Origin of the sequence: Paraburkholderia sp. MM5477-R1 (genome assembly GCF_050436385.1) — a bacterium.
GTDB lineage: Bacteria > Pseudomonadota > Gammaproteobacteria > Burkholderiales > Burkholderiaceae > Paraburkholderia > Paraburkholderia tuberum.
The window spans coordinates 1,048,010-1,070,377 of record NZ_JBNDMC010000003.1 but is presented as its reverse complement, the minus strand read 5'-3'; the positions used below and the strand labels follow the sequence as shown (position 1 = coordinate 1,070,377).

The 22,368-nt window shown below is 60.8% G+C and carries 19 protein-coding genes; 5 read left to right on the top strand and 14 right to left on the bottom strand.

What is annotated here, in order from left to right:
* Nucleotides 1-69 precede the first annotated feature (69 nt).
* From OKW35_RS08175 to OKW35_RS08160, 4 genes are all read right to left on the bottom strand, one after another.
* On the bottom strand, nucleotides 70-1,500 hold the full coding sequence (locus tag OKW35_RS08175) for a PD-(D/E)XK nuclease family protein (RefSeq protein ID WP_429551673.1): 1,431 nt from the start codon (nucleotides 1,498-1,500) through the stop codon (nucleotides 70-72).
* Between the two features lie 122 nt (nucleotides 1,501-1,622).
* Nucleotides 1,623-3,728: an AAA family ATPase gene (locus OKW35_RS08170; RefSeq protein ID WP_429551672.1), complete on the bottom strand. Its 2,106-nt coding sequence runs from the start codon at nucleotides 3,726-3,728 to the stop codon at nucleotides 1,623-1,625.
* A 158-nt stretch (nucleotides 3,729-3,886) separates the two neighbouring features.
* Nucleotides 3,887-4,339, bottom strand: a complete 453-nt coding sequence (locus OKW35_RS08165; RefSeq protein WP_429551671.1) for a hypothetical protein — start codon at nucleotides 4,337-4,339, stop codon at nucleotides 3,887-3,889.
* Nucleotides 4,320-4,538: a hypothetical protein gene (locus tag OKW35_RS08160; protein ID WP_429551670.1), complete on the bottom strand. Its 219-nt coding sequence runs from the start codon at nucleotides 4,536-4,538 to the stop codon at nucleotides 4,320-4,322. The genes OKW35_RS08165 and OKW35_RS08160 overlap by 20 nt, the downstream gene beginning before the upstream one ends.
* A 137-nt stretch (nucleotides 4,539-4,675) precedes the next feature.
* Here OKW35_RS08160 and OKW35_RS08155 point away from each other — a divergent pair, with 137 nt between their 5' ends.
* Together OKW35_RS08155 and OKW35_RS08150 are read left to right on the top strand one after the other, a co-directional pair.
* On the top strand, nucleotides 4,676-4,969 hold the full coding sequence (locus OKW35_RS08155; RefSeq protein WP_429551669.1) for a hypothetical protein: 294 nt from the start codon (nucleotides 4,676-4,678) through the stop codon (nucleotides 4,967-4,969).
* A 385-nt stretch (nucleotides 4,970-5,354) separates the two neighbouring features.
* Complete coding sequence (locus OKW35_RS08150; protein ID WP_429551668.1) at nucleotides 5,355-5,561, top strand: hypothetical protein; 207 nt, start codon at nucleotides 5,355-5,357, stop codon at nucleotides 5,559-5,561.
* A 311-nt stretch (nucleotides 5,562-5,872) separates the two neighbouring features.
* Here the strand turns inward: OKW35_RS08150 and OKW35_RS08145 are convergent, their stop codons facing one another.
* Nucleotides 5,873-6,946: a hypothetical protein gene (locus OKW35_RS08145; protein ID WP_429551667.1), complete on the bottom strand. Its 1,074-nt coding sequence runs from the start codon at nucleotides 6,944-6,946 to the stop codon at nucleotides 5,873-5,875.
* 621 nt (nucleotides 6,947-7,567) lie between these two features.
* Here OKW35_RS08145 and OKW35_RS08140 point away from each other — a divergent pair.
* Together OKW35_RS08140 and OKW35_RS08135 are read left to right on the top strand one after the other, a co-directional pair.
* The gene (locus tag OKW35_RS08140; protein ID WP_429551666.1) at nucleotides 7,568-8,596 is read left to right on the top strand and encodes a hypothetical protein; all 1,029 of its coding nucleotides are present in this window, start codon (nucleotides 7,568-7,570) and stop codon (nucleotides 8,594-8,596) included.
* Between the two features lie 225 nt (nucleotides 8,597-8,821).
* Nucleotides 8,822-9,604: a hypothetical protein gene (locus tag OKW35_RS08135; RefSeq protein ID WP_429551665.1), complete on the top strand. Its 783-nt coding sequence runs from the start codon at nucleotides 8,822-8,824 to the stop codon at nucleotides 9,602-9,604.
* A 319-nt stretch (nucleotides 9,605-9,923) separates the two neighbouring features.
* On the opposite strand, the gene OKW35_RS08130 is transcribed toward OKW35_RS08135, so the two are convergent.
* From OKW35_RS08130 to OKW35_RS08120, 3 genes are all read right to left on the bottom strand, one after another.
* Nucleotides 9,924-10,331 (bottom strand): hypothetical protein, encoded by a 408-nt coding sequence (locus tag OKW35_RS08130; protein ID WP_429551664.1) that lies wholly within the window; start codon nucleotides 10,329-10,331, stop codon nucleotides 9,924-9,926.
* A 68-nt stretch (nucleotides 10,332-10,399) separates the two neighbouring features.
* The gene (locus OKW35_RS08125; protein ID WP_429551663.1) at nucleotides 10,400-11,473 is read right to left on the bottom strand and encodes a helix-turn-helix transcriptional regulator; all 1,074 of its coding nucleotides are present in this window, start codon (nucleotides 11,471-11,473) and stop codon (nucleotides 10,400-10,402) included.
* Between the two features lie 283 nt (nucleotides 11,474-11,756).
* Nucleotides 11,757-12,329, bottom strand: a complete 573-nt coding sequence (locus OKW35_RS08120) for a Sir2 family NAD-dependent protein deacetylase (RefSeq protein WP_429551838.1) — start codon at nucleotides 12,327-12,329, stop codon at nucleotides 11,757-11,759.
* A gap of 439 nt (nucleotides 12,330-12,768) precedes the next feature.
* On the opposite strand from OKW35_RS08120, the gene OKW35_RS08115 reads away from it, so the two are divergent.
* Nucleotides 12,769-13,560: a hypothetical protein gene (locus OKW35_RS08115; RefSeq protein ID WP_429551662.1), complete on the top strand. Its 792-nt coding sequence runs from the start codon at nucleotides 12,769-12,771 to the stop codon at nucleotides 13,558-13,560.
* A 364-nt stretch (nucleotides 13,561-13,924) separates the two neighbouring features.
* Here OKW35_RS08115 and OKW35_RS08110 read toward each other — a convergent pair whose 3' ends face one another.
* The 6 genes from OKW35_RS08110 to OKW35_RS08085 all read right to left on the bottom strand — a co-directional run bounded on the left by OKW35_RS08110 (nucleotide 13,925) and on the right by OKW35_RS08085 (nucleotide 22,353).
* Entirely contained in the window at nucleotides 13,925-17,344 is a 3,420-nt protein-coding gene (locus tag OKW35_RS08110) for a helicase-related protein (RefSeq protein ID WP_429551661.1), read from the bottom strand.
* On the bottom strand, nucleotides 17,341-19,218 hold the full coding sequence (locus OKW35_RS08105) for a phospholipase D family protein (RefSeq protein WP_429551660.1): 1,878 nt from the start codon (nucleotides 19,216-19,218) through the stop codon (nucleotides 17,341-17,343). The genes OKW35_RS08110 and OKW35_RS08105 overlap by 4 nt, the downstream gene beginning before the upstream one ends.
* Nucleotides 19,212-20,477 carry a DUF6361 family protein gene (locus OKW35_RS08100; RefSeq protein WP_429551659.1) on the bottom strand — a complete coding sequence of 422 codons (1,266 nt, stop codon included), beginning with the start codon at nucleotides 20,475-20,477 and terminating at the stop codon, nucleotides 19,212-19,214. Before OKW35_RS08100 ends, OKW35_RS08105 begins: the two co-directional genes overlap by 7 nt.
* A 798-nt stretch (nucleotides 20,478-21,275) precedes the next feature.
* Entirely contained in the window at nucleotides 21,276-21,569 is a 294-nt protein-coding gene (locus tag OKW35_RS08095) for a hypothetical protein (protein WP_429551658.1), read from the bottom strand.
* A 2-nt stretch (nucleotides 21,570-21,571) separates the two neighbouring features.
* Nucleotides 21,572-21,949 (bottom strand): hypothetical protein, encoded by a 378-nt coding sequence (locus OKW35_RS08090; RefSeq protein WP_429551657.1) that lies wholly within the window; start codon nucleotides 21,947-21,949, stop codon nucleotides 21,572-21,574.
* Nucleotides 21,950-22,065: 116 nt separating this feature from the next.
* Nucleotides 22,066-22,353 carry a hypothetical protein gene (locus OKW35_RS08085; RefSeq protein ID WP_429551656.1) on the bottom strand — a complete coding sequence of 96 codons (288 nt, stop codon included), beginning with the start codon at nucleotides 22,351-22,353 and terminating at the stop codon, nucleotides 22,066-22,068.
* Nucleotides 22,354-22,368: the final 15 nt, after the last annotated feature.

Sequence of the window (22,368 nt, the reverse complement as noted above, 5' to 3'; positions counted from 1 at the left end):
CGGCTTTCCTCTCTATCGGGATGTGCTGGCGCTGGTCTCGCCCCTCGAGGTCAGCGCGTTGCGGGCTTGTCAGGCCGCGGCAAGCTCGTCTCCTTCTCCGAAGCGGCCGAGGTATTTCTCGACCTGCTTCGACGTTCTGGAGACGAACTCATTCAGCTTCTCGGCGAAGTGCGCCGCGTCGGACGCTTCGATGTCGCACGCGATGGCGGCGCTCACGAGCGTCTGCACCTTCTTGTTTAATTGTTCCTTGGGCTTGCGCCGTGCGAACAGTCGCGGGAATTCGTCGACGCGACCATTCTTCTGAATGTCGCGTACCATCAAGTTGCGTTCCTCGAGATACACCTCGTCTTTGTACACGTTGCCATCGAGCAGCCAGATCTGCAGGGCGACGAAGACCTTGTGCGGCTGCTTCGAGTCGTTGCGAATTTCGTACAGCACACGCGGCAACTGCACATCCGACGGCTCGAAGATGCGCGGAAAGCGCTGCGCCCAGTCCGTGACGATGAAGCGCACGTACGAGTTGTCACTCTTGACCTTGCGGAGGCCGGGCGTACTGAGCGCCTTGTCGATCATCTCGGCCCGCGCCTCGAAACCCAGATCGACATACTCAAGCAGCGGGTCGAGCAAGCGCTTGTTGCGCTCGTAGAGCACGATCCAGTCCGCCGGATGCGGCGCATTCTGGCTCGACGCCTTGATCGCTTCCTTGAGGCACCGCAGCGCCGTGGTGTGGTGGCTGGCGAGCTCGGAGAGCGCGCAGTTGACGAAGCCATCGGCATCGTCGGCGACGTCGCTGAGGATGTCGAGGTAGCTTGCGAGGAACGCGTGCTGCTGGTCACCCAGTTGCGCTGATTCTCCCGATGCCGTGAGCACCGTGCGAAGCGGCTGCGCAACCGCCTTGCTCCATTGCGCGTTGATCCAGTCGTCGCCTTTGATATCTTGCTCGTCGATCGTCAGGTAGACGAGCAGCAACTCGCGGCCGGTTCGTTGCGCCCACAGTTGTAGCGGCGCGCGATAGGCGTCGAGTTGTCCCTCGCCTTCGGTGGCACCGATTTTCGCTTCGATCGCGACGGCCCAACCTTGCCCTTCCACGAGCACGTCGATGCGGCGCTTGCCGCGCTCGCTGTCGGCATTCGCGGGCACGTCGGAATATCGATCGTCGTCGAAGTCGGGAATGATGCGGTCGCCCAACACCTTCTGCATCTGCAGCTCGGAATGCACGCGGACGATGGCGTCGTTGTCGGTTTCGTAGCGCAGCAGCGTGGTGTGATCGCTGGCCGATTCGCACACGCTCTTCAGGAACCCGCGCAGGAAATGGTCGCCCAGGCCGTGATTCTCGCGGGGATCGAGCAACCATGCCAACGTCGTCGTATGGCGCAGTTCGCGCTTTTCTACCTTGAGGACGCGGAACGGGTTGAACGATTTCCAGCGTGCTCGCAGCCCGACGGCGAGCGGATCATGCAGCACATCGAGGAGACTTTTGATATCAGCGAAATCGCGCATGGCGTTGTTGTGGTCTTCCGGAATCGTGGATCGTGGCGCGGGCTACGACAGCTTGCGGGCGGCGAACGGCATGACACCGTCTCATGGCTATCGGCACAAAGGCCGCTTTCTTTAGCAGCACGTCAGCGCAGAAAGCCGATCGGTGCCGATCCTCGCTGGCGGAAACTGCATTCGCTTTCGAGTGCCTCGGCAAACTCGAGCGCGCTTTTCAACGGGTGGAACCGGTGGCGCCGGATCACGGCCGCGAAATCGCCCGGCGTCAGCGCGGCGAGGCGCGAAAGTACGCGATCGATCGCGGCATCCGGCGCTGCGAACCCGAGCGCCTCGCAGCGTTGCGCGAAGAACGTCGCCGCCTGCGTGCGCTTCAGATAGCCGAAACGCAGCTTGGCGTCAAAGCGGCGCAACGCGGCTTCGTCGAGCGAATCGAACAGGTTGGTCGACATGACGAGCACGCCGTCGAAGTACTCGATCTGCGTGAGCATTTCGTTGACGGCCGTGACCTCCCAGCTGTGCTGGCTCGTGGCGCGCTCGCGCAGGAAGCTGTCGGCCTCGTCGATCAGCAGGAGCGCGCGTTCGCGCGCGGCTTCGCGAAACACGCGCGCAATGTTCTGCTCGGTTTCGCCGACGTAGGGCGAAATCATGTCGGAGGCGCGGCGCAGCAACAGCGGGCATTGGATCTCTTGCGCGAGCCACGTCCCAAACGCGGTCTTGCCGGTGCCCGGCGGACCGTACAGGCAGAGGCGCGCCGAGCGCGTGCTCGCGATGTTTTGCGCGAGCACGGCGAGATCGACGTCGACGCTCACAAGGCGCGGGTCGAAGCCTCCCATGACCTGGGGCACGCCGTGGAGTGCGAGCGGCGCATGGCCCTGCGCTTCCAGCGTGTCATTGATGATCCGCTCGAGCGCGTCGCCGAAGCTTTGCGGGGTCCAGTCGTCGGCGACGTGATGCAGCACCTGGGCGGCGCGCGCGACCACGCCGGGCGTGAGCGCCGGATGCGCCGACAAACGATGCAGGCTGGCCTCAGGCACACGGTTCTCGCAGGCTCGGGAAATGATGCGAGTGCGTACGCGCGCCGGCGGCACGGGCAGGTTCAGCACCAGGTCGAAGCGGCGTACGAACGCGGGATCGATGCCCCCGACAGAATTCGAGAGCCAGAGCGTCGGCACGGGGTTTTCTTCTAGCGCGCGATTGAGCCAGGCCTTGTGCGCCTGCGCAACGCTACGCTCGCCCGGCTCGCCACTGGTGAAGACGTCCTCGGCTTCATCGAGCACCATCAACGCGCGACGCTCGGCAAAAAAAGCCTGCGACGCACGAAATGCGCGCAGGCGCTGCGCGCCGGGCACAGCGTCGCCGTTGGCGTTCTCGCCCGTGACTTCATAAAGGCTCAATTGCATCGCGCGAGCCAGCACGCGCGTCAACTCCGTCTTGCCAGTGCCCGGCGCGCCATGCACGAGAATGTTCACGCCGCGCCGCTGCGTCAGCGAGGCGCGTTTGAGCCAGGCGCAAATCAAGCTGACCTGTTGCTCCACGTGAGAGAAATCGTTGAGCGTCAGCGTGGGCGGCGAGGCGAGCGTGACCAGCCCGCGCAGGAGATCGAGCGTATCGACCGCGTCCGACACGATGCGATCGGCGAATTCGCTGGAAAGCAGGTCGAGTTTCGTCGCGAGCGTCCAGCGCTGCTTGCGATCGACGTTCAGCAGACCCGAGCGCGCGAGCGTGCCTTGAGGCGAAAGCGCGCGGCGCACCGCCTGTTCGTCGACGCCGAGCACGGCACCCAATGCGTAATAAAGGCCGGCCGACGTCAGTTCGCCGATCCAGTCGCTCAGCTTGTCGAGAACTCGATCGGTATGCACGAGCACCGCGAACATCAGGATGCGCGACTCGACGTCCGTGAGGCCGACCAGCGCCTGGAGCTTGCCAATGTTCTGCGCAACGATCGCCGGCGCGTTCGCAGCCAACGGATTGGTTTCGACTGCGGCGAGGCGTTCCTGCAGGAGCGTGCGCGCGGACTGCGTGTCGAACAGGCGATCGGTGGCCTCGGGCGCATCGTCTTCCTCGATGTCGAATTCCACGGTGAGGGCGCGCGGCGCGCCGGGCAGTCGCAGGTCCGGCAGCGCGAGCGCCTGGGAGATCAGATCGCTGGCCCAGCCGCTCGGCTTGATCAAGTATCGGTGCAATTCCAGGTTCACAAGGAACCGCAGCGACCAGAGTTCGACGACAGGTTCCACGTTGCTGATTCGATCAGGTGAGGACTCCGGGAGGAGAAAACGATGCGTCATGGGCGGGTTGGGATCTCCAGCAATTCAGACGTATCGAGTATGAGCGTACATCAGGACATTTCGTGTCCCGATGCCGGTCGCGATGCCTTGCGCGCGGGCAAACCAGATCAGCACGGTGCGCGCTCAAGCCGTGTGCGTGCCTCATTGTGATTGCGTGCGCCCCAGGCACTGATCTGGTTGAGCGCATAGGCATACTGGCGAGCGAAGAACCAGCGCGTGCGGCTGAGTTCCCACGAGTAGCCGAAGTGATCGTGACTGTCGACGATGAAATACGGTTGCCGTGCCTGTACGAGAAAACCGATTTCGAGCTTCCACACGACCTTCGCGAGCCAATGCTCAAGGTCGTCGAACGTGGCGGCCTGTTCGATATGGCGGAAATTCAATCCGCCTGCTACCAACGCTTCGCGCACTTCATCGAAATCATTCTGTAGCAGGTCGCGAGCTGGGCCAAAAAAAATGTCGTCACAGAGCGATGCATCGATATGAACGATATGTTCGATTCGCAAGGCGTGCACGAAGAAGCGTCGATGGATCGATGGCTCAGCCGAGGTGGGCGGCATGGAGATCTCCTTTCAATTGATTATGTCGTGATGTTTGACGCGGTTCGTCGGCTGCCTGCGTGGCGCGATCGAGTCGTTTCCTCAGCGTGTGCAGCCGGCGGAGTTGCGCGGGCATGACACCAGGCGTTGCCTCGACCTGCTGAATACGCGAACGCCAATACGTCGGCGCGAAAATCGCGAGGGCGTTATCGTTGGCCATGACTCGCTCGAGATGCGAGATCGCGGCATCAAGGTTGCGAGTCGTGTACGGGCTGATGCTACGCCCTGACGTTGCCTTGGTCTTTGCAGGATTAGTTGTCATTGCCGGCATGACGCTTCGCGACGATCCATCAGTCGATGACCATGCGACATCTCGACGGAGATCTCGCCGATTCGAACCAGAACGTCCCAGTTGCGTTGAGCGCCGTGTTCGTAAAGAGCGCGGAACAGGTGGCACAGACGCATGTCCGGCATCGAACGGGACGTCTGATCGTGAAGGTCGTTCCCTGTGTCGAAATGGTTGGCCGCGTCCGCCTTCAGGATGGCGCGGCCATCGAGCCTCGCAACGATGTTGTGGCTATCACGGTCGAAGTGCGGATCGCACTCGCGCAGGGCGCAACAGACTTCAACGCGAAGGTCTGCGTCATGTGACGCATGTTCGCCGACTTTCGCGGCTCGCTCGACAACCGGTTCGTCGCGTAGTCGCGCGGCGTTGCAGCGAATCCAATATTCGGCCTTTGAAAGACCGTTGTTGAGCATTCGAATATCCACGAGTTCGCTAACGGACAAGTCGGCAAGACGTCGGTGGCCATATGGCGAAGCGGTCATGCGCTCCCCTTTGTAGCGGCGATGAAGCAATGATGAGAGAGGGTTGGGACAGACTGTGTCCTGACGCGTTCAGGCAGACGGCGTCGATCTTCGAACGCATGGGACACGCTTTGTCCCGATACGTGCCCATACTGGCTTCGCGTCAGGGGCCGGTCGCTGGCTATAAGAAGCGCTGGCGCAATCACCACAATCTTGCGAGGCATATCAGATGGCACTCCAATATTTGCGCGACGATCACTTTCGCGTTATCGGAAGCATCGAAACGGATTCGACGGGTAAGCAGGTGGCGCGCGACGCACGGTTTCATCGCGTTGGCGACTATGATCCGCGCACGAACCAGACGCGCGACGAGCACTACCGTCTCGCAGGAACGGGAAATCTTCTGGCGGCGATGATCTGGCGTACTGCGGAGTAGGGCGCTTGCGCGCCGGATTGACTAGGCGTATTGAAGGGGGCGGATGGAGCTACGCTACGCGCGCAGCGTAACTGGCGCGTCTTAACGCGCCGGTCGATAAGGTTTGGAATCGTTTGCGAGCAGGATCAGGGCACGAATGTTCGTCGCGTCACGGGGCGGGCCGGCACGCCGGATTGGCCGATGGTCCGGCAAGTGTAGGTTCGCGTGACGAGGGGCCGCGACTGCCAGGCGTGCGGCAGTGCGATTTGCCGGCCTGATGCGAGCAGGCCGCGGGACGGAAGCCGACGGGCGCTACCGGTCCCCCGTGAGTATCAGCCCGCTGCGCCAGCAGTCGCCAGCTTGAGTTCCTCCGCGCGCGATATGGGGCGACTGAATTGCGCCCGGATCAGGTAGATGTTTTCTTCTTCGGAAGTGCTGCTATTCGCGACGCCCGCATTCGCTTTCGCGACATTGGCTGCGATCTGGGCGGTGACGCTTCGGTCGGATGAAAACGTCGTGATCTCCCGGACCTCTAGGTCGGCTTGCGTGCAGCCGCCGATTTCCCGTGCAACGATGAGCGCGTCCCACGATGGTTCGAAGCTCGCCCAGGCAAAGCTGGATCGGTCCACGGCTTCCCCGTGGTGCCACGTCTTTCCGGCCAGTTCGAATACGCGCGTTTGGTTGTCGTCCGTCGTTTTCTTCGTCGTTCCGTCTGCGGCGATTTCCCCATTGGCAGCAGGAACGGACGCGGACAACGTGGCACTGAGCTTCGACAAGTTTGTGGTGCGCCGCTTCTTCGTGATCGAGATCTGCGTTGCGCCGAGATGCACCAGAAGCCGCAGCAGTTCCGCCTCGCGTTCTTCGAGAAGGATCTCATCATAGCGTTCGGCCGGGATGTACACGCGCAGCTTGTTGGTGCTCTTGACTCCCGCGAGCGGATGCCGGCGATAGAGCATGCCGATTTGCGGATGGCCAGGGGGGAAGATCAGGTCGGCTTCCTCAACCATCTTGAGCGACCAGGCGTGCTCCCGCATGAATGCCTCGACGTCCTCCGTGCCTTGCTTTTCGAGCTCCTTCTGCAGGTCCTTCGGTATTTCGTCCTTGCCTTTCGTGAAGAACTGCATGATTGCCGGGCTGTACGTGGCCACGGCGACCAGGACCGAAATTGGCAGGCCGCCGGGCACGACGGCCAGAGCGGCACGCGTCGCGAACATGGTTGCTATTCGCAATCCAATGCCGGTCAACGTCGGTTTGATCACGTCGGTTGCGATGGCGCTCGCCGCTGCGGCTTTCAAGTCGGAAGCGCCAAGGATTGTGAAGTTCGGGTAGCTTTCGGACGATTTGGGTGGCGACGGAACTTCCTCTGGCTTGACGATGTAAATCAGGTTCGGCTGTTCTTTGCGCATTTGACTGAGTCGCGGTGTGTGCATTGCTGGTTTATCGGCCCGGACAAGAGGGTTCTTGAGAAAGGGGACCTCGAACTCTGGGCGTCATGCCGCCGGGCAAGAAGTGCATCGACGTAGCAGAACGATGCGCGTCATGGCTTCATGCAGTGACGACTCGTTAACGCAAGCCAAAGCCGGTCGAGCAGCGATGACGCCGTGTCGAGCGGACCCGCTAGCCGCATGCGTGGCAGGTTATTCGTGTGGGCGAGGCAGGAAGTGGCATTAGCGCGGCTCGCGGCGAGGTCGGGCTACGCGGGAAGCGCTGTTAGCGGTACCACACCGCACTTTTGCAATTTACATTTCTACTGCGAGCGTCGATACGACGCCAGCCACGAAGGCGATCGAGAATGCAGCGAGACTTTCGAGCGGCGAGTTGTTGGTCGGCATGGCCACGATCTCCAGCGTTTTAAGGAACTGCCCGGACTGGCGCCGAGCGTCCAATCCTGGAGGGACTATAGACAAGCATCGAGACATTTTGCGTCTGTACGCCGCAGCAATGCGGTTTGCGCAAACAATTGGGCGCTCAAGTTTCCTGCAGCAAATCCGTTAACGAACTGTAGACACGTCGTGTGGGAGCTTATCGTGCGCGACTTCGACCCTGCAGATAGAAAGGAAAAACAAGGAATGGAAAACGCTACGGTTTCTCTGCGAGACAAATACCTGAATGAAGGAGCGTTGCTGATCAAGGGCGAGCTGGAGGATCAGGCCGGCGAAGCTGTCGAACTGGGTCAGAAAGTGGCGCTCCGCAATATCGATCTCTTTTCTTCGTCGCTTCTTGCTAACCGCGACGTTCATCAGACGGTCAAAACCGCTATTCGCGAGCGTTCGGAAAACATCCGCAAGATCATTGCCGCAACGGCCTACTTTATCGAAGAGCAAAAGATCAAGTCGGTCGATGAAGCGATGAAGCGGGCCGGCGAGGCGCTGCAGGCCTACGACCGGCAGCGCCTTGCGAATCTGGCCTCGGCGCAGAAGAGTATCAACCTGTCGTACTCGACACTCTCCGCCATTGTGGAAATTTTCAAGCGAGCGAACACGGCGGTCATCGAGGAAATCAATCTGCTGGGTAACGCCGATAACGACGCAAAGCGCGTTGAAAAAACGAAGCTGTATTTGAAGAACGCGATCATCATGTATGAGTTGTCGTCGTTCGTCATCGATTACCTGTCTTCGTTTGGGCTTGCTGGCGTGGAAGACCTAAAGCATATTCGCCAGGAAGTGATGGCGGACATCGAGAAGGGACGTGTTGACGACGCCGAACTGGGGCGCCAGCTGAGCGGCGTTAGCGAGGTGATCCGCAAGATGACGCAGGATGAAATCGCGCAGCGGGAAATGTTCCGCGAGAAGGTCATCCAGAAGTGGAGCGAGATCATGGATCGCATCGACGGTCAAATCGGCAAGGCCGGCAACATCAAGGGTTTCATCAACGATCTGAAGGCGATCCGCGACAACATGCGCGGCCGCATCGACATGCTGAACATCGTGGCGACGACCACGCTGGTTCAAAGCTCGATCAACTCGATCGACGCGTTGGCAACCGGACTGCAGGGTTGGGAGCTGCCGCCTCTGGACGTGACCACCGCTCGCGAACTTCTGGCGATGGGAGAGTAAGCGGTGGACGCTGAGCTGAGAAAGAAGTATCTGCAGACCGGCGGGGCGGTGCTGCAAGGCGATGTCACCTCGGTCGCTTCGCTCGAAAGTGCGGCGGCTGCACGCAATGACGCGCCTGGCTTTTCGGCGCCGCGCAAGCCGGGTGGCGGCAAAAACCGGTTTCGATGGATCTGGTGGCCCGTCAAATTTGCACTGCTGTTGCTTGTGCTGTTCGTGGCGCTTTGTGTGTACTTCGCCATCAAGGCCCCGGGCGATTCGAGTCCAAAGGCTGACTCTGTTGCGTCGGAAGTTCAGCAAGCGCAGCCAGCTCAGCCGGCAGGTAGCGACGCAGCGACGACGGCACCATCGTCTCAAACGCCGCGAGCCGAAGCCGCACCGGTGCCGGTACAGGCCGAGGCCAGCGCTCCGCCCGTTGCCAGCGTGGCACCGGCGGCTGTCGAGCAGCCGGCGCCGGAAGCAAGCTCGCCGGCGAGCGACGCCACACCTGCCGCGGTGCCAGCCTCGGTAGCTGGACCGACGCGATCGTCGGCAACCGCAACCATTCGCGACTTCATCATTGCGAACACCGGCGATACCGATTGCGGCGAGCTAAGCGATATGTACTGCAAGGCGGATCTTCTCCGTCGTGCCGCACGCCTTGCCTACGACGACAGCGTGCGGTGCGATCAGCAGCAGTCGGGTGCGGCGGAATGTGCAGGCGGTGGGCGTGCCTTTATCGATCGACGCGCGCGCGGGCTGGAGATTCAAGTGCTCACGCAGGAAAGAACCAGCCTGCGAAACTACCTGCTGTCGCCCGCTAACACGAATCTCAACAATCCGACGTTGCAGGTTCTGGCTGAGCCGTGCAAACAGCAGGCGGTCAAGAACGGCCTGCGTGGTGCCGAATTTTTCGACTATGCGAGGCATACGTGTTTGCCGCTGGCATTGGAAAGTCTTCTTCGCCCAAAGAAGGAATTGCTGCGGCGCGTGGAAGAGCGGCTCGATCAGCTTAACTCAAGCAGCAACTGAGGCTTGCAGCGGGGGACTCGCTACTTGAGTCCCTCCCGTTGACGGTGCAGCGTCCCGACCCTCACCCTTCCTGCCGTCACCAGCGCTTTGATGGGTCAATGCACCATGTCGTGTTTGGCCACCGCCCAACGGTCTGGCGGCATCCTGAACACCAACAGGGCCGGCGTCGGTATCCGGCTTTCAAACGCAACGCTCAGCGAGGATGGTTTTACTCTCTGTTGTGGACGCCGACAGAACGCTGCTGGAATCACACGCTTTGAAGCGAGCTGGGCGAGCAGAATCGTTGGGAACTTCGTCTCGGACTAATGGCGTGCGCGCATCAAAAGTTATCGGCGACGCGATCCCAGAACCCCGGTTCGTCGTGATGGGCGTTTTTCATGGCGATCTTGAGGCTGAGGGCGAAGAACTGCGTATCCGCAAACCGCATTGTTCCGTCGGGATATTCAAGGAACGCGGCGAGTTTTAGATAGTCCGGATTGTCGACATCGAACGGTACGTCGATATAAACCGCACCGTCGTAAGATGCGAATCGATACTCTGAAGCGATTTCGCCACAAGGCTCCCAGTGGATGCCCATTGCGTCGAGCCATTGCAGAATCTGAATGCGGCTTTCGTTCTGCTCGTAGCGGCTCGAATCGCGTTTGCCATTGCGCGTGAAGGTGAGAAACAGGACGTCACGCTTTTTTGCGCGCGCAATTGCGTCGATGTGTTCGATCAAAGATGGCATGTCAGGCTCTAGGTCAGTGAGGAGCTTGGCTGGTGGTGGTTAACGCCAAACTCGGGGTCGGTACTGCCTCAATTCTCGCAAGGCTCCTGTGCGTATCGGTCGTCCATTCTGCGGACGCGCGCCGCGAATTTCGCCCTCATGCCTGCGGGCGACAGGACTTCGATCGAATCGCTTTGACTGCGCAGGAACTGCCGCAACATGACCGAGGGCGAGACGGTTGCCGTGAGGACGAACGACTTGCCGTCCTCGTTCCAATCAATAGGCTGGTCTTTGTGCAGTTTGAACTCATTGAGAATGTGCTGGGCGGCGGTTCGCGGTATGTCTCCGTCGGTTACATGAATTCGCAACCTCAATTCGATTTCCGGTTCGGGCAGAAAGTGCATCATCTTTGTTGCGAACGATTCGAGATCGAATCCCTCGCACGGCACGGCAGCAGACGTGAGCCCGGTTGCTTCCCGTATCCTGTCGACGCGGAACATGCGCGTTGTGCCCTGCGCCGGTTCACGTGTGATCAGATCGAAGACGCCGGCTCGATCGATCATTCCCAGGGGCGAATGGTCTTTGTAAGTTCTATCAACTCTTGCCGTGCAGTCGGAATTCTCGTACTTGAACGACAGTTTGCGGTTGCGTAGCAACGCGTCGGTGACGTTTCGATACACCTCAACGTCAAGCGACGGAAAGACGAGCGGCTGAGTCCCCACGATTCTCGTCACCTTGTTACTCCACGATCGCCCGCTCACTGCAAGCTCGTTGTTCCCGTCGAGCTCAAGGGTGGCGCGCGCCTCGGCGGACTTCGGCGCAAGCTCGGCGAATACGGCGGCCGGCAGGTGCTGTGCTGCGACACGCTTGAGTGCGCACAAGGCGATCGCAAGGTTCACGTTCATGCGTTCACCGCTACGCAACATGACAGTTCCCTGCACCTTGAACCAGCGGGGGCCGCGCGTGTGACCCACGTGATCGACATATCCGGTCATCGAACTGAGTACGCGGCGAACGGTTCGGCGGCTTGGGGGCGGGTCCATTCGGTCGCAGATGAACGCGTAAATATCGCCGAAAGAAATCCCGTCCGATGATGAAATGGACCCTTCTTCGGTGTCGTTGACGTAGGGAAGCCGGGTGAGCAGAAGTTCCTCGATAGTCATTTGTATGCTTTCTACGATGGGGCGCGCACGAGTGTAGCGGACTCGCATTCGTTATGGGTTGGGAGCACGGCGTGTCGGGCAAGTTCCCGGTCGATGCTTCGAAGCATGTCGAGCGCCGTTCCCTGCAGGGCAACGGTGGCGGCTGCGTTTGCTTGCGCTTCATGTGCGTTGATGCGGATCAGAGGCAGCCGCAAGCTCTCTGCGAACATGCGAACATGCGAACATGCGAACATGCGAACATGCGAACATGCGGACGCCGGGGAGGGCGAGACCCGCGCCTATCTCAATCACGACCGGATTCGCGGCGCGTGCTTGCCAGACCTCCATTCTCAGGCGCTGCGCATTCGTGCGTGCCGCGACCCACGCGGGGTCCGAGAACAGCAGGAAGTTTGGGCGCGCTAGTCCGCCGCAACGCGCGTAGCGCGGCAAGTCTTCCCGAGTGGGCTGCTCGCGCGGCGCGAATCGGCGTGCCTGCGTGAGGCGCCGGCCAGATGTGCGGTGAACATGGACGGGCGCACTGGAAGTGATGTATTGATCCGTGGCATTCGACGATGCGCGCTGGCGCGAATCCCGCCGCCGCCGGAAATTGACCGTCGACGTTGCTCGTGTAGACAAACCCGCCGTGCCGCTTCGAGCGCGCCCAATCGAGCAGCAAACGATATCCAGGATGCGGCGCCGTCCCTCTGCACACCGCCAGTGCTTGTCCATAGAAGAGCCATGCGTTCAGCGGGCTTGCCGCAAAACATCGCCCTTGCGTGAATGCGTCCAGATCGTGCTTGCGTGTGCCTGTCGGAAGCAGCGTCGTCCAGATGCCGCGCGATCCACGAAAGTCCGGAAATCCGGAATCGACGCTCATGCCAGCGCCTGCGGCGACGATAAGCGTGTCGGCGCCAGCAATCAATTCTCCTGCGCGGCGGATATCCGTGGTGTCCATTCGTTGCCACCTCCTTGTGGGATCGGTAGAAGCATCCAGCTTGAATGGGTCAAGTAGTGTCCTGATTGTCGGCGGTTTTGCGGCGGAACCGATGCAGCCGCCATTGGGACATCGTTTGGCTCAATTTCAGTGAATAATCCGGTGCGCGGTACGCAGACAAGGACAGTGCCCACGCATCACACTGCTTGAACGGGTGCACATCACACGGGCTAGGACTCAAGCCCCGACCTCCGCCTGCCGATATTGCGAATGACATGCCGTGCGCGCTATTTGGATGCATGGGCGGGGACCAGAACCGGAACCTCAGGGCACTTCGGTCGTTTACTCAACACGGCCGACACAATTCAGACGGAGCAACGAGATGTCTTTTAGTGTTACCGATGACGCGGCAGCTCTCACAGCGGCGATCAATGGTTTCAACGCGGCGTACCATGTGGATTACTTCACGGTCCGTACCGAGGCAGTAGACTATCTTTCGGAGCCACCATCTACCGTGTCCGCAAGCCGGTTGGCACTCGCTCTCATAAAGGTGTTGGAAAGCTGGGGCGCAGGTAAGCGTGGCGCACCGGCTTGTCGCCCAGTCGATTCTGCAACAGAGGCGCTATGCAATCCGACGATCCACCAGAAACTGACGAATCTGGCGAATAGCTTTGAGTTTCTATCCGTGGCCAATGGCACACGAAGCCTCAGGGTCGACTCCCCATTCGAGACCGTCGATGAGTTTGATGATTGCCTGATTGAAAGCCTGAATGAACTAGCGGCCGGCTTGCTGGTGGGTAACACGAATGTAACCTATCCCATGAAAGCATTGCTGCTGATTACCGGGTTGATGCCCGCGTACGATAGTCAGGTGAGGGGCGGCTTGGCCGTCGCTGGCGTGTCCGGCGTTAATAGGACGCGCTATCTCCTACCGGTTCAAGACTGCCCGGACGCCAAGAAAATTTGCGTCTTGCCTTTTTATATCGGTGATTGTATTTCTCGTACGCTCCCCATCCTCAACAAGGCCATTGAGAACAGCAGCTATCCCATGCTGAAAGGTCAGCATGGCCGCCTATTCGACGTACTACTATTTGTGCAACGCAACCTCACATCAGAGTCGGCCCTAATTAGCTTCTCCGCAGCACAATCTTCCCGGCGGTGGTACGCGATTTAAAACGTCCGAGACCCGCACAAAAGTCCTCGGGCCATGGGTTGTCGCGGTTGTAACCGTCTAATTCCTGGCGTGGCACGACCGGCTTCTACAGCCAAGTTGAGCGTACCGGTCGTCGGGCACGTGACGGAACAGAAGCCGTCGTTCAAGCGGCTGTCCTGACGAATCCACGAGGAATTACTCTTGGCCGGCTACCCGCCTCAGGCGGATGTCGCTGCTCGACCCGTTGCAACTAGTCGCAAGGTCAGGGGGCAACGGCAGGTACCGTGCATGCCTGACATTCACACACCGAAACCAGCGAGCGCCACGTTTCACTAAGAACGTGACCGCGTGCGCCAACCGCGTCTCGACCAGGGCGCGTCGAGCTTTATTTCTCCGCACCTGGCAACTGATCGTCGTGCGACGCGAATGGATTGATCTCGAACGTCACGTTCGCATCGTCCTCACGCGCGGAGAACGGCTTGGTCACCATGATCGCAGTGTCGTCGGCAGGAATCTCGATCGGATCGGAGGCCGCATGGAGGTAGTTCAGTGGCGCGAGGTCGATCATCAGCTTGCGCTGGATCTCGGCAATTTCCGCTGCGTCGAATTCGCGGCACAACAGATTTTCGAGCAGTTCCTGTTGACGCGGCTGGCCGAACGCGAGCCGGTACAGCGAGAGGATTTTCAGTAATTCGTCGAGACGCGTGGCTTCGCGGCTCATCGGCAAGTACGGTACGAAACGCTCGATGCGAGCCTGCCCGACTGGCATGTGCCAGTACGGTACTAGGTCGCTTGAGCGTGCGTTTACCGCGAGGCGGCGCGCGGATTTCGCATGCTCGAACCATGCGGCCCACACATCGCCGCCATCCGCACCAACCGGCGTATTGCCGATGTACTCGGCGACGCGGCGACGCACCACCAGCGACTTGTAGCGGTTCACGCGGCCTTCGCGCTGCTCCAGATCGATTGGATTCGATGGCAGATTCCAGTGGACAACGCGCGAGCAATACCAGTGGAAGTCCAGCCCCTCCTGGCCAATCGACGTGGAGTTCAGCATGAACGGCCAGAACGGCGAGTTAAATGCATCGCGCACGTTGCTTATCCGCTCGACAGCCTGCTGGTCGGTGCTGCGCTGATTGCTGATCGAAACCGCGTAGTAACAGCGGAACCGGACTGCGGCGCCATTGGTGCGCTGGACCTGCGCCGTCACGCTGCCCGCGCGCAAACGTGTTGTTTCGTTGAGCCGGGCCATCGCTTCAGCCGCGTCGAGACCACTCGAGTGGAGCAGATGCAGGTATTCGTCGAACATCGCCTGAAGATTGCCGCTCACGCAGTAATCCAGCGCGGCCATCCAGAACGGAATTTGCCGGTCGCGTCGGCTCTTCTTCAGGATGCGCCGTCCTTCCGGGTTGTTAAACACCTGAACGAAGTCGATTGCGCCGACGCCCGCGCGCCGTGCCAACTCGCGGTTACCCTTGCCCCATATGCGCTCGAGGCTGGTCAGCACACTCACGGCAGGTCCGGCGATTGCCAGTTTCGCAAGAAAGATGGGCAGATCGTCGGGCATCGGGCCGAGATCGAGCGCCGGCTCGTCGAGCTGCCCACGCAAGATGTCGATCACGTCGCGCCGGCCGGATGCGTCTGCCGACTGGCCCGCATTACACCGGAAGTCATCGAGCCACTGCTCGCACGCGGCGCGGGGCGACAGTACATGGCCGCCGGCATCTGCTCCGGTGGAGTCGGTCCAGTCGAGCAGGAGCGGCGCGAGCGCGTACCATAGATCGGGATGACGCGGCGCGGATCCGGCGAAGCATCGCAGTCGTTTCAAACCGTCCGTCAGGAGATTTTCCATTTCCGTGACGAGCGTCTCCGAACTCTTGCCCGATGCCTCGTCGCGCACCGGCGCGAGATCGCAGAGCGTCCTCGACGGATAGACGAAGCCCCAGGGCGCGAGCGTCTTCGGGTTGTCGAAGCGGATGATGTCACCGGCCGGTCGATCGTCGAAATACTTGGCATTGTCTCCCGCAGCGCGCAGCAAACGACGTTCGGCCTCATAGGAAATGAGGCCGCTCAGCGCTCGCGGCGCAAGTTGCAAGCTTGAGAACAGCAGCGTTTTCGTGAACTGTGCATTGGCGGCGAACGATCCTTCGTGGTTGTAGTAAGGTCGGCTCGGAGGAATCCACAGCAGCATTTCGGCGCCGTTTTCGAACACTGCTTTTGTCACTTCGCGCAACCTAGCGTGCGGCGCGTCTTTTTCCAGCTTGACTGCATAGGCGTCCAGCTTGTCGCGCGGGATCCATGCCGCTTTGGCCTGGCTCAGCGCGGCTTTCACTTCAGGAAAGCTTCTGTGCGACTCGATGTGCGTGCGCAGCTTGTAATCGCCAAGAAACGACAGCGGCCAAGGCGCCGATTTATGGAACTCCATTAACGGCAAGTGATGGATAGTGGGCTGGGCGTCGCGCAGAACCTGACCAACCTTGTCGAATGCAACGAACGCGTCGATCTCGGTGCGAGTGAACGTCGAGCTGCACGGCAGATGCCTCGCGTGCATTACGTTCTCTACACCGCTCCCGATCGATGCGCGTTCGGTCCGGCATATGTAAGGGCGCAACGCGGACTCGACAGCATGCTTCGGCTGCCCATCCAGGTCGGCGGCCCGGACCGAGGGATCGCGCAGGAGCAGGATCTCCTTGAGCAGTGCTTCGCGCGCCTTCGTGTACCTTTCCCATGGTGCCGTTTCGCCGCTCGCGATGAAACGCAGCAGGTGCTGGAGCTGCTCGGCGTGCGCATCTTCCTCGTCGTCGATATGGGTGAGCGCCTTATACGGCGTGGCCGACAGGAGCAGGATCTTGCCGGCGCCCTCGCGTGTCTCGTCGAACACCTTATGGGCGATGATGCCGTCTTCACTGTCGTCGTTGCGGCCGAGCAGTTCCTTGAAACGCTGAAACTCGTCGAGGATGAACAGATCGGCTTCGAGATTGCCCGCGCACGCGTGCATGAACCGCAGACGTAACTCGGTGAGGATGCGGTTGAATGCCTGTGGACAAGCTGCTTTGTTGCGCGCATACAGCATCGTGCAGCCGCGCAGTAGTTCGAACCAGTCGCCGTGCGGCACGTGCGCCTTGTTGAGCTCGGCGAAATCGTCGTGCGTTAGCGGTGCTGCATCGCTCAACGACGCATGAAACGCGTCGAGCACGCTGCGCACGATGCCGCCCTTGCGCGGCCAACCGTCGTCATTGGGCCTCCACGAATCGCCCACGTCCTGCCGGAAGAAATCCTCCAGCGCGCCGAGGTCCGAGCCGCGGAGCTGCGGATGCTCGGCCAGCGCACGGAAAATGATGTAGCGTTCCCTGGCATTGCCCTTGCCTCGGCGCTTCACTCCGAACGACGTCGCCGGCGTGAGCGTACACACCTCGATCAGCTTGCCGCGAGCATCGTGATCGCGCGCGACGCCGAGTTCGGCGAGCCGCCAGAAGGTTGGCGCCTGCACGTAGGTGGCCGCTTCCTTGTCTGGGAAGATGGCGAGCTTCCGGCGGTTTTCGTTGGCAAGCGTCTGATTTGAGCAGATGTAAGTCACGCGCAGCGGCCTCGCGGGCTCGTCCCCGTGCATCGTCAGATGGCGCAGCAACATCCTGGCGATCACACCGCGCGCAACCACCGTCTTGCCGAGGCCGACCTCGTCGGCCACCAGCAAGCGGTTCTGCTGCGCCTGGTCGAAGCGTTGCATTACCGCATCGACCGTCGCCCGCTGGAAATCGGTGAGCTTGGCGAAAGAGGCTGCGATCAATTCCCGTTTGCTGCTCATCGGCCATTCCTTGCGAGAGGCGCGAAGTGGCGCCAAAGATCGAAAAAGACTTCCGGCACAACCATCTTCAGCTTGTCCAGCCGCTTGACGAGCTGGCCGACGCGCTCCAGATGCTCGGGATTACGCGCCGCCGCCGACATCAACTGTTCGAACAGCGCGTCGCTGCCGTCGAAGCCGAACATGTCGGAGACATCGTTGCCGTGACGCTCGGCTCGCAACACCCGGCGTTTGTCGGGCGACGGGTCCAGCAGCATGCGCACGTAGTTGAGGAACTTCTCAGGCGTGTCAACAAGTTCGCGCACCACTGCATCCTCGCGATTGACGCCAGCCGGCAGGACAAGACGCGCCTGGATGACCAATGATTCCTTGACCTCGCCGTCCTGCCCGCAGATTTGTAGCGGCACGAGCGCGCTCAGCTGCGTCAGCGCGAGATCGTTCCATTCGACGCCGCTCAACAGCGGCTTCCAGACGCCCAACCGGCTCAGCAGGCCTACATTCACGTGCAAGCCGTCCGGAACGTCAGACAGCGCGAAGTTCGTCGCCAGCACGAGACGATAGCGGCCGGTCTGGTCCGCGCGCGCGTCGAGCTTCCAGTTGGCGGCGATCAAGCGGTGCGCAAGCATGCGCAGCTTATGCCGGTCCAACCCCTGTTCGCTGACGTCGAGCGGCGTGAACGTATGCAGCACCGCGAAGTGGTTGCCTTCATCGCCGGTCCATTGCCGCAACAGCACGTCAATGCCGACCTTCGCGTCGGCGCCGCTCAGCCGCAACATGAATTCGGTGTTGCGTGGCGTGTCCGCAAGCGATTCGCCCAGCGCGGCAATCGTCGCGTTCGCCGAACCGAGGTGCCAGTGCGCGGTCTGTCCGCTGTGGCTTACGATCAGCTTCGCATGAAGATTCTGGCTGAGCGCGTATTCCTCCTCGCGCTGCTCCTCGCCATCGACAATGCGATCGTTCAGCGCGTAGCAGTCCCAGCCCGAGAGCGCCTGCTGCCCGAGCGCATCCAGCGAGTCGCTACGGCTCAGCAGCACGCGCCGGCCTTTCACATCGCTGCCAAGCCAGTCGAGAGCCTTCTTCTCCGATGCATCGAGAAACGGCGACATGACAAGCAGCTCGTCCTTCGTATCGCCGAAGTTCAGCGGAGCGCCGAAGCGATCGTCAGCGTGTGCGATGTGCGCGCCGCCGCCAGGCAACATGCGCGGGTCGCGAAACGGCTTCGGTGGCTGCCACTGCATGCGCCGGAGATCGCGGATCATCGATTTCAGCGGCTCGAAGCCCGGTGCATGCGGTTGCAGCGATTCGACGAACCACGCAAGCGCTTCGTCGCTGCGCGCCGACTCGGCCGACGGTTGGCCGTCGAGGCTCGCCGTCAAATCCCAACTGCGGTCGAACGTCAGGTTGCGGCTCATGACGAGCAGCCTGTATCTGTGCTCCGGGTCGGGTGTAGTCGATCCGCGCCGGTCTTTTCGGACGTAGCGCAGCAGCCACAGCTTAGGATGAAACGACGAAAATGCCGCGCTGCGCTCGCTGTCCTGAGCGGTCGGCACGATTGGAGCGAGCATGGGCTCCAGCAGACCGAAGAGCCGGTTAAACTCCGGCGGCACGTGGATGTTGCCGCGCTGATAGAACACCTTCAGCCTGCCGGCCAGTTGGCTGATCGCGTCGAGCAGCGCAATTTTCTCGCCGGCGAGATCACCTTCGAGCGTGTTGCCGAGCACCAGCGACACGGGCAACACCAGCAGCGCGTTGAGGTCGAGCGAATAGGTTGTCGCGATTGCCGCGTCGAGCTCATACGTGACACCGCCGGTCTCGTCAGGCGGGGGAGGCCGCAGCAGGTGACCGTAGTCGCAGCGACTGGATGCGGGATTCAGCATGCGAGCCCCTCCCGTATGTCGGTGAGGATCTGCCTTGCCTGCGGCCAGCGATATTGCAGCGTATAGATGCCAACCCAGCCCGTGTCCGCGGGCAGCGAGCGTTGTAAAAGCGAGCGGTTGCCCTTGTTGGCGTTCGCTTGTTCGCGCACCAGGGCGTCGAGTTGTTGCGTCGGCGTGTTGTCAGCGCTCATGGATTCGTGCCAACGGCGGATGAAGCGGCGCGTGTTGGTACTGACGCCAACCTGCAACGCGATGGACGGGGATAACCATTCGTCGAGGGCCTTTGCATTGAAGAGATCGTCGGCTATTGCTTCGGCGCGCCATTCGTCGAATTCCTGACTCAGTTCTTCTGCGCGCTCAGTCTGTTCGAGCTTGTCCGCGATCAGATAGTTGAATCGCAGATGCGCCCCGAGAAATGCCTTGCTGAAGCGGGCTGCATTGCGCGCGGTCGCACGGCAGATTTCAGACACTTGCGGCAACGCTTGAAGGGCGTGGCTGAGCGCTTCGAAATTTTTGGCGCCGAGCAATGTGCCGTCGTGAAACAGATCCGTGTTGATCAGTTGAGCGGGGACGCTGTGCTTTAGCGCTTCAGCGTAACTGAGTTTGCTGTAGAGCAGTTTGGCTTCCGCGCGCGTCAGCTCGATCCGAATGTCTTCGTGCCAGTCATGGTTGCGGCGCGGCACGGTGGCAACGAGGCGCCGGCGCCTCATCACATCGTCGTCTTCACCGCTGTCGATCTCGGCATCGTCGCGCAGCAGACGGTCGGCCGTTTGCTGCTCGCTTGCGTTGCGGCAGAATTCGGCGATCGACCGTTCGGTATCGACGAGGCCGAACTTCCGCAGGCCGGTCCAGTACGCCGACGACGGCCGCCGCGAGGCTCCTCCCTTGCCGACCCGTTCTCTGCCGATGATGCCGACCGGAAACGGTTCGTGTTGTTCCCTCTCATCCGTCTCGTGGTTGTGCACCAGTCGTTCGGCCAGATGGTCTTCCGATTCTTTCAGATAAGACTCCAGCGAGCGACGGCGCCGCTCCTTCGGCGTCAGCGCCCAATAGTCGGCGAAAATCTGCGGCACTGTGATGAAGTATTTCGCCCGCGTCTGAACTGTCGAGAAACCTGGGAAAAGACTATCTGAGAAAGCGTCACGCAACTGACCAATACCAAGTTCATCGAGCGTGCCCGCGTCACTCAACAGCGCAAGTACGCCGTTCACCCGTTCGCGATCGGTCGAAGAGAAATCAATCCATCCAACGCTGCTCAATACGCCTCCCGTGACAAATCGTTATTCAAGTTAAGACAGTTCGCTGGCCGATCAACTCATGGCCAACGCAGCGACGTAGCCGCATCGGCAAACAGAATGAAACTGACGGGAAGCGTCAGTGTTTCTTCGAAACTGCTTGCAGTCCACATGTCATCTATGTTCGCGCGCGCCATCAGCGATGCGTGTTGTACGGCAATGAGCGCAAAAACTTTAGCACTAGACGACGCGACAACATTTCGAAGCACGATCCGCTATCGATCTAGCCGTTTTCAAACGGTTGTAGTCGCATCATTCCACCCAGACGCGGGTGCTCTGCAGGTCGATTATCAATGCAGGTTGGGACATTTCCTGTCCCATGAGCGGAAAGAAACTGCCCCGAATTGTCGGGCGGCCAAGAGACCAAGGTCGATGACGCGGCCGGGGAGGTTCCCGGACGGAATGTATCTTAGGCAGAGTGAGACGGGCGTTCGGATCACAGAATAGCCGAACGACTATCCCTTCCTCGTTTTGGCAGCGGGCGTTCCCATCACGGCCCGGATCGGCCCTTGTTTCCGATCTGCGACCGCCAGGAAAGGCCGTGCTTCAGCGGTTCAATGCGCCCACCTTGACCGTGGCGTGCCCCTTTTGACACGTTTTCGCTCGCGCTACCGGGTATGCACTGCGCCGGATGGGACGAAGTTATCAGTGTAGCTGCAAAAAAATGGCACTGGAGTGAGCGAGCGCCCGAAGGCGCTTGCGCTTAGACAAGACGAGCATGGATTCTGGCAAGCCTGCTGGTACGCTTTTACCGTCATCGTGTCAGTAATCGTCGGGCAGCAGGATCGTCGTCGCCGAGCGGTCCGCCTCGGTGATGATCCACACTTTCCCGCCAGCTGGCAGCGCGTAGCTCGACAGCAGACGCTTGCCGGTCAGTACAGCCAGTTCGTTCGCCGCCAGGTCTTCTACGGGCAGATCACCCCAGTCCCCGTGAATATGCCTTGCCAGCAGCAGAACGGAAGGAATCCCAGCTGCATCGAGCGCGGCTTGCGCCGCGGGTGTGATGGCAGGTTTGCCCATCGGAAGCCGCGCGCCGTTCTTCGTATGCCGGCTCATGGTCAGATTCCCTCCACGTAGTCGGGGGCCGGCCACTTGGGATGGCCGCGACCGGACGTAGAAGTACGCGGTGCCTCGCTACCGACCACGACTTCATCGAATCTCTCGATCATGGTGTTCAGGCGATCCCATTCCGTGATCACGAGAATTCGCGTGCGGTCCGGCAGGCGGTAGATGGACAGCAGCCGCAGGCCGGCAGCGATCGACAGATCGTTCTGCGCCTTGTCGTCGCCGGAAACAATGCCCCAGTCGCCAGCAATGTGACGCAGCATGATGCTGATGACAGGAACGCCGTTCTCGCGCAATGCGGCAAGCGCAGCGGGCGTGATGAGCAACTTGCCCGGATGAAACAACGGTTTGAGACGTGTTGGCTGGTTCATGTGACAGATCCTGAAAATGGACGAGCACGCCCCTCCGGAACGAGCCGGATGCGTGCGCGTGGGAAATGAGTAAGTAAGAGCCGACGACGGTCGCCGGCTATGGGAGGTTGGTGGTCTTAAGGCTTGTCGTTGTCGGGTGCCGGCGGGATGGGTCTGCCGAGCGCGGCGAGCAGCATCTCGGCGTTGGTGTGCAGCGCAGGCAGAATGCTTGCAGCACCGGGCATCGAGGCGAGGACGCGGATCAGCTCGCGCTGGCGGTGCTGCTCGAAAGCCCAGGCTGCGGCGAAGCTGATAGCCGTGATACCGGCCACGACGCCGAGTCCTTTTGTCACGGGACCGGGATGCGGCGGCAGATGAATGAATGCCGTTTCGTGCATGGATTGCTCCAGATAAGGGGCGAGCACGGGCCTCCGGAAGAA

Excerpts from the sequence above, each read along its gene's own strand:
- OKW35_RS08175 (WP_429551673.1), bottom strand. The coding sequence starts at position 1,500 with ATGCGCGATTTCGCTGATATCAAAAGTCTCCTCGATGTGCTGCATGAT.
- OKW35_RS08165 (WP_429551671.1), bottom strand. The coding sequence starts at position 4,339 with ATGCCGCCCACCTCGGCTGAGCCATCGATCCATCGACGCTTCTTCGTG.
- OKW35_RS08160 (WP_429551670.1), bottom strand. The coding sequence starts at position 4,538 with ATGGCCAACGATAACGCCCTCGCGATTTTCGCGCCGACGTATTGGCGT.
- OKW35_RS08155 (WP_429551669.1), top strand. The coding sequence starts at position 4,676 with ATGACCATGCGACATCTCGACGGAGATCTCGCCGATTCGAACCAGAAC.
- OKW35_RS08150 (WP_429551668.1), top strand. The coding sequence starts at position 5,355 with ATGGCACTCCAATATTTGCGCGACGATCACTTTCGCGTTATCGGAAGC.
- OKW35_RS08145 (WP_429551667.1), bottom strand. The coding sequence starts at position 6,946 with ATGCGCAAAGAACAGCCGAACCTGATTTACATCGTCAAGCCAGAGGAA.
- OKW35_RS08130 (WP_429551664.1), bottom strand. The coding sequence starts at position 10,331 with ATGCCATCTTTGATCGAACACATCGACGCAATTGCGCGCGCAAAAAAG.
- OKW35_RS08125 (WP_429551663.1), bottom strand. The coding sequence starts at position 11,473 with ATGACTATCGAGGAACTTCTGCTCACCCGGCTTCCCTACGTCAACGAC.
- OKW35_RS08120 (WP_429551838.1), bottom strand. The coding sequence starts at position 12,329 with ATGAGCGTCGATTCCGGATTTCCGGACTTTCGTGGATCGCGCGGCATC.
- OKW35_RS08115 (WP_429551662.1), top strand. The coding sequence starts at position 12,769 with ATGTCTTTTAGTGTTACCGATGACGCGGCAGCTCTCACAGCGGCGATC.
- OKW35_RS08110 (WP_429551661.1), bottom strand. The coding sequence starts at position 17,344 with ATGAGCAGCAAACGGGAATTGATCGCAGCCTCTTTCGCCAAGCTCACC.
- OKW35_RS08105 (WP_429551660.1), bottom strand. The coding sequence starts at position 19,218 with ATGCTGAATCCCGCATCCAGTCGCTGCGACTACGGTCACCTGCTGCGG.
- OKW35_RS08095 (WP_429551658.1), bottom strand. The coding sequence starts at position 21,569 with ATGAGCCGGCATACGAAGAACGGCGCGCGGCTTCCGATGGGCAAACCT.
- OKW35_RS08090 (WP_429551657.1), bottom strand. The coding sequence starts at position 21,949 with ATGAACCAGCCAACACGTCTCAAACCGTTGTTTCATCCGGGCAAGTTG.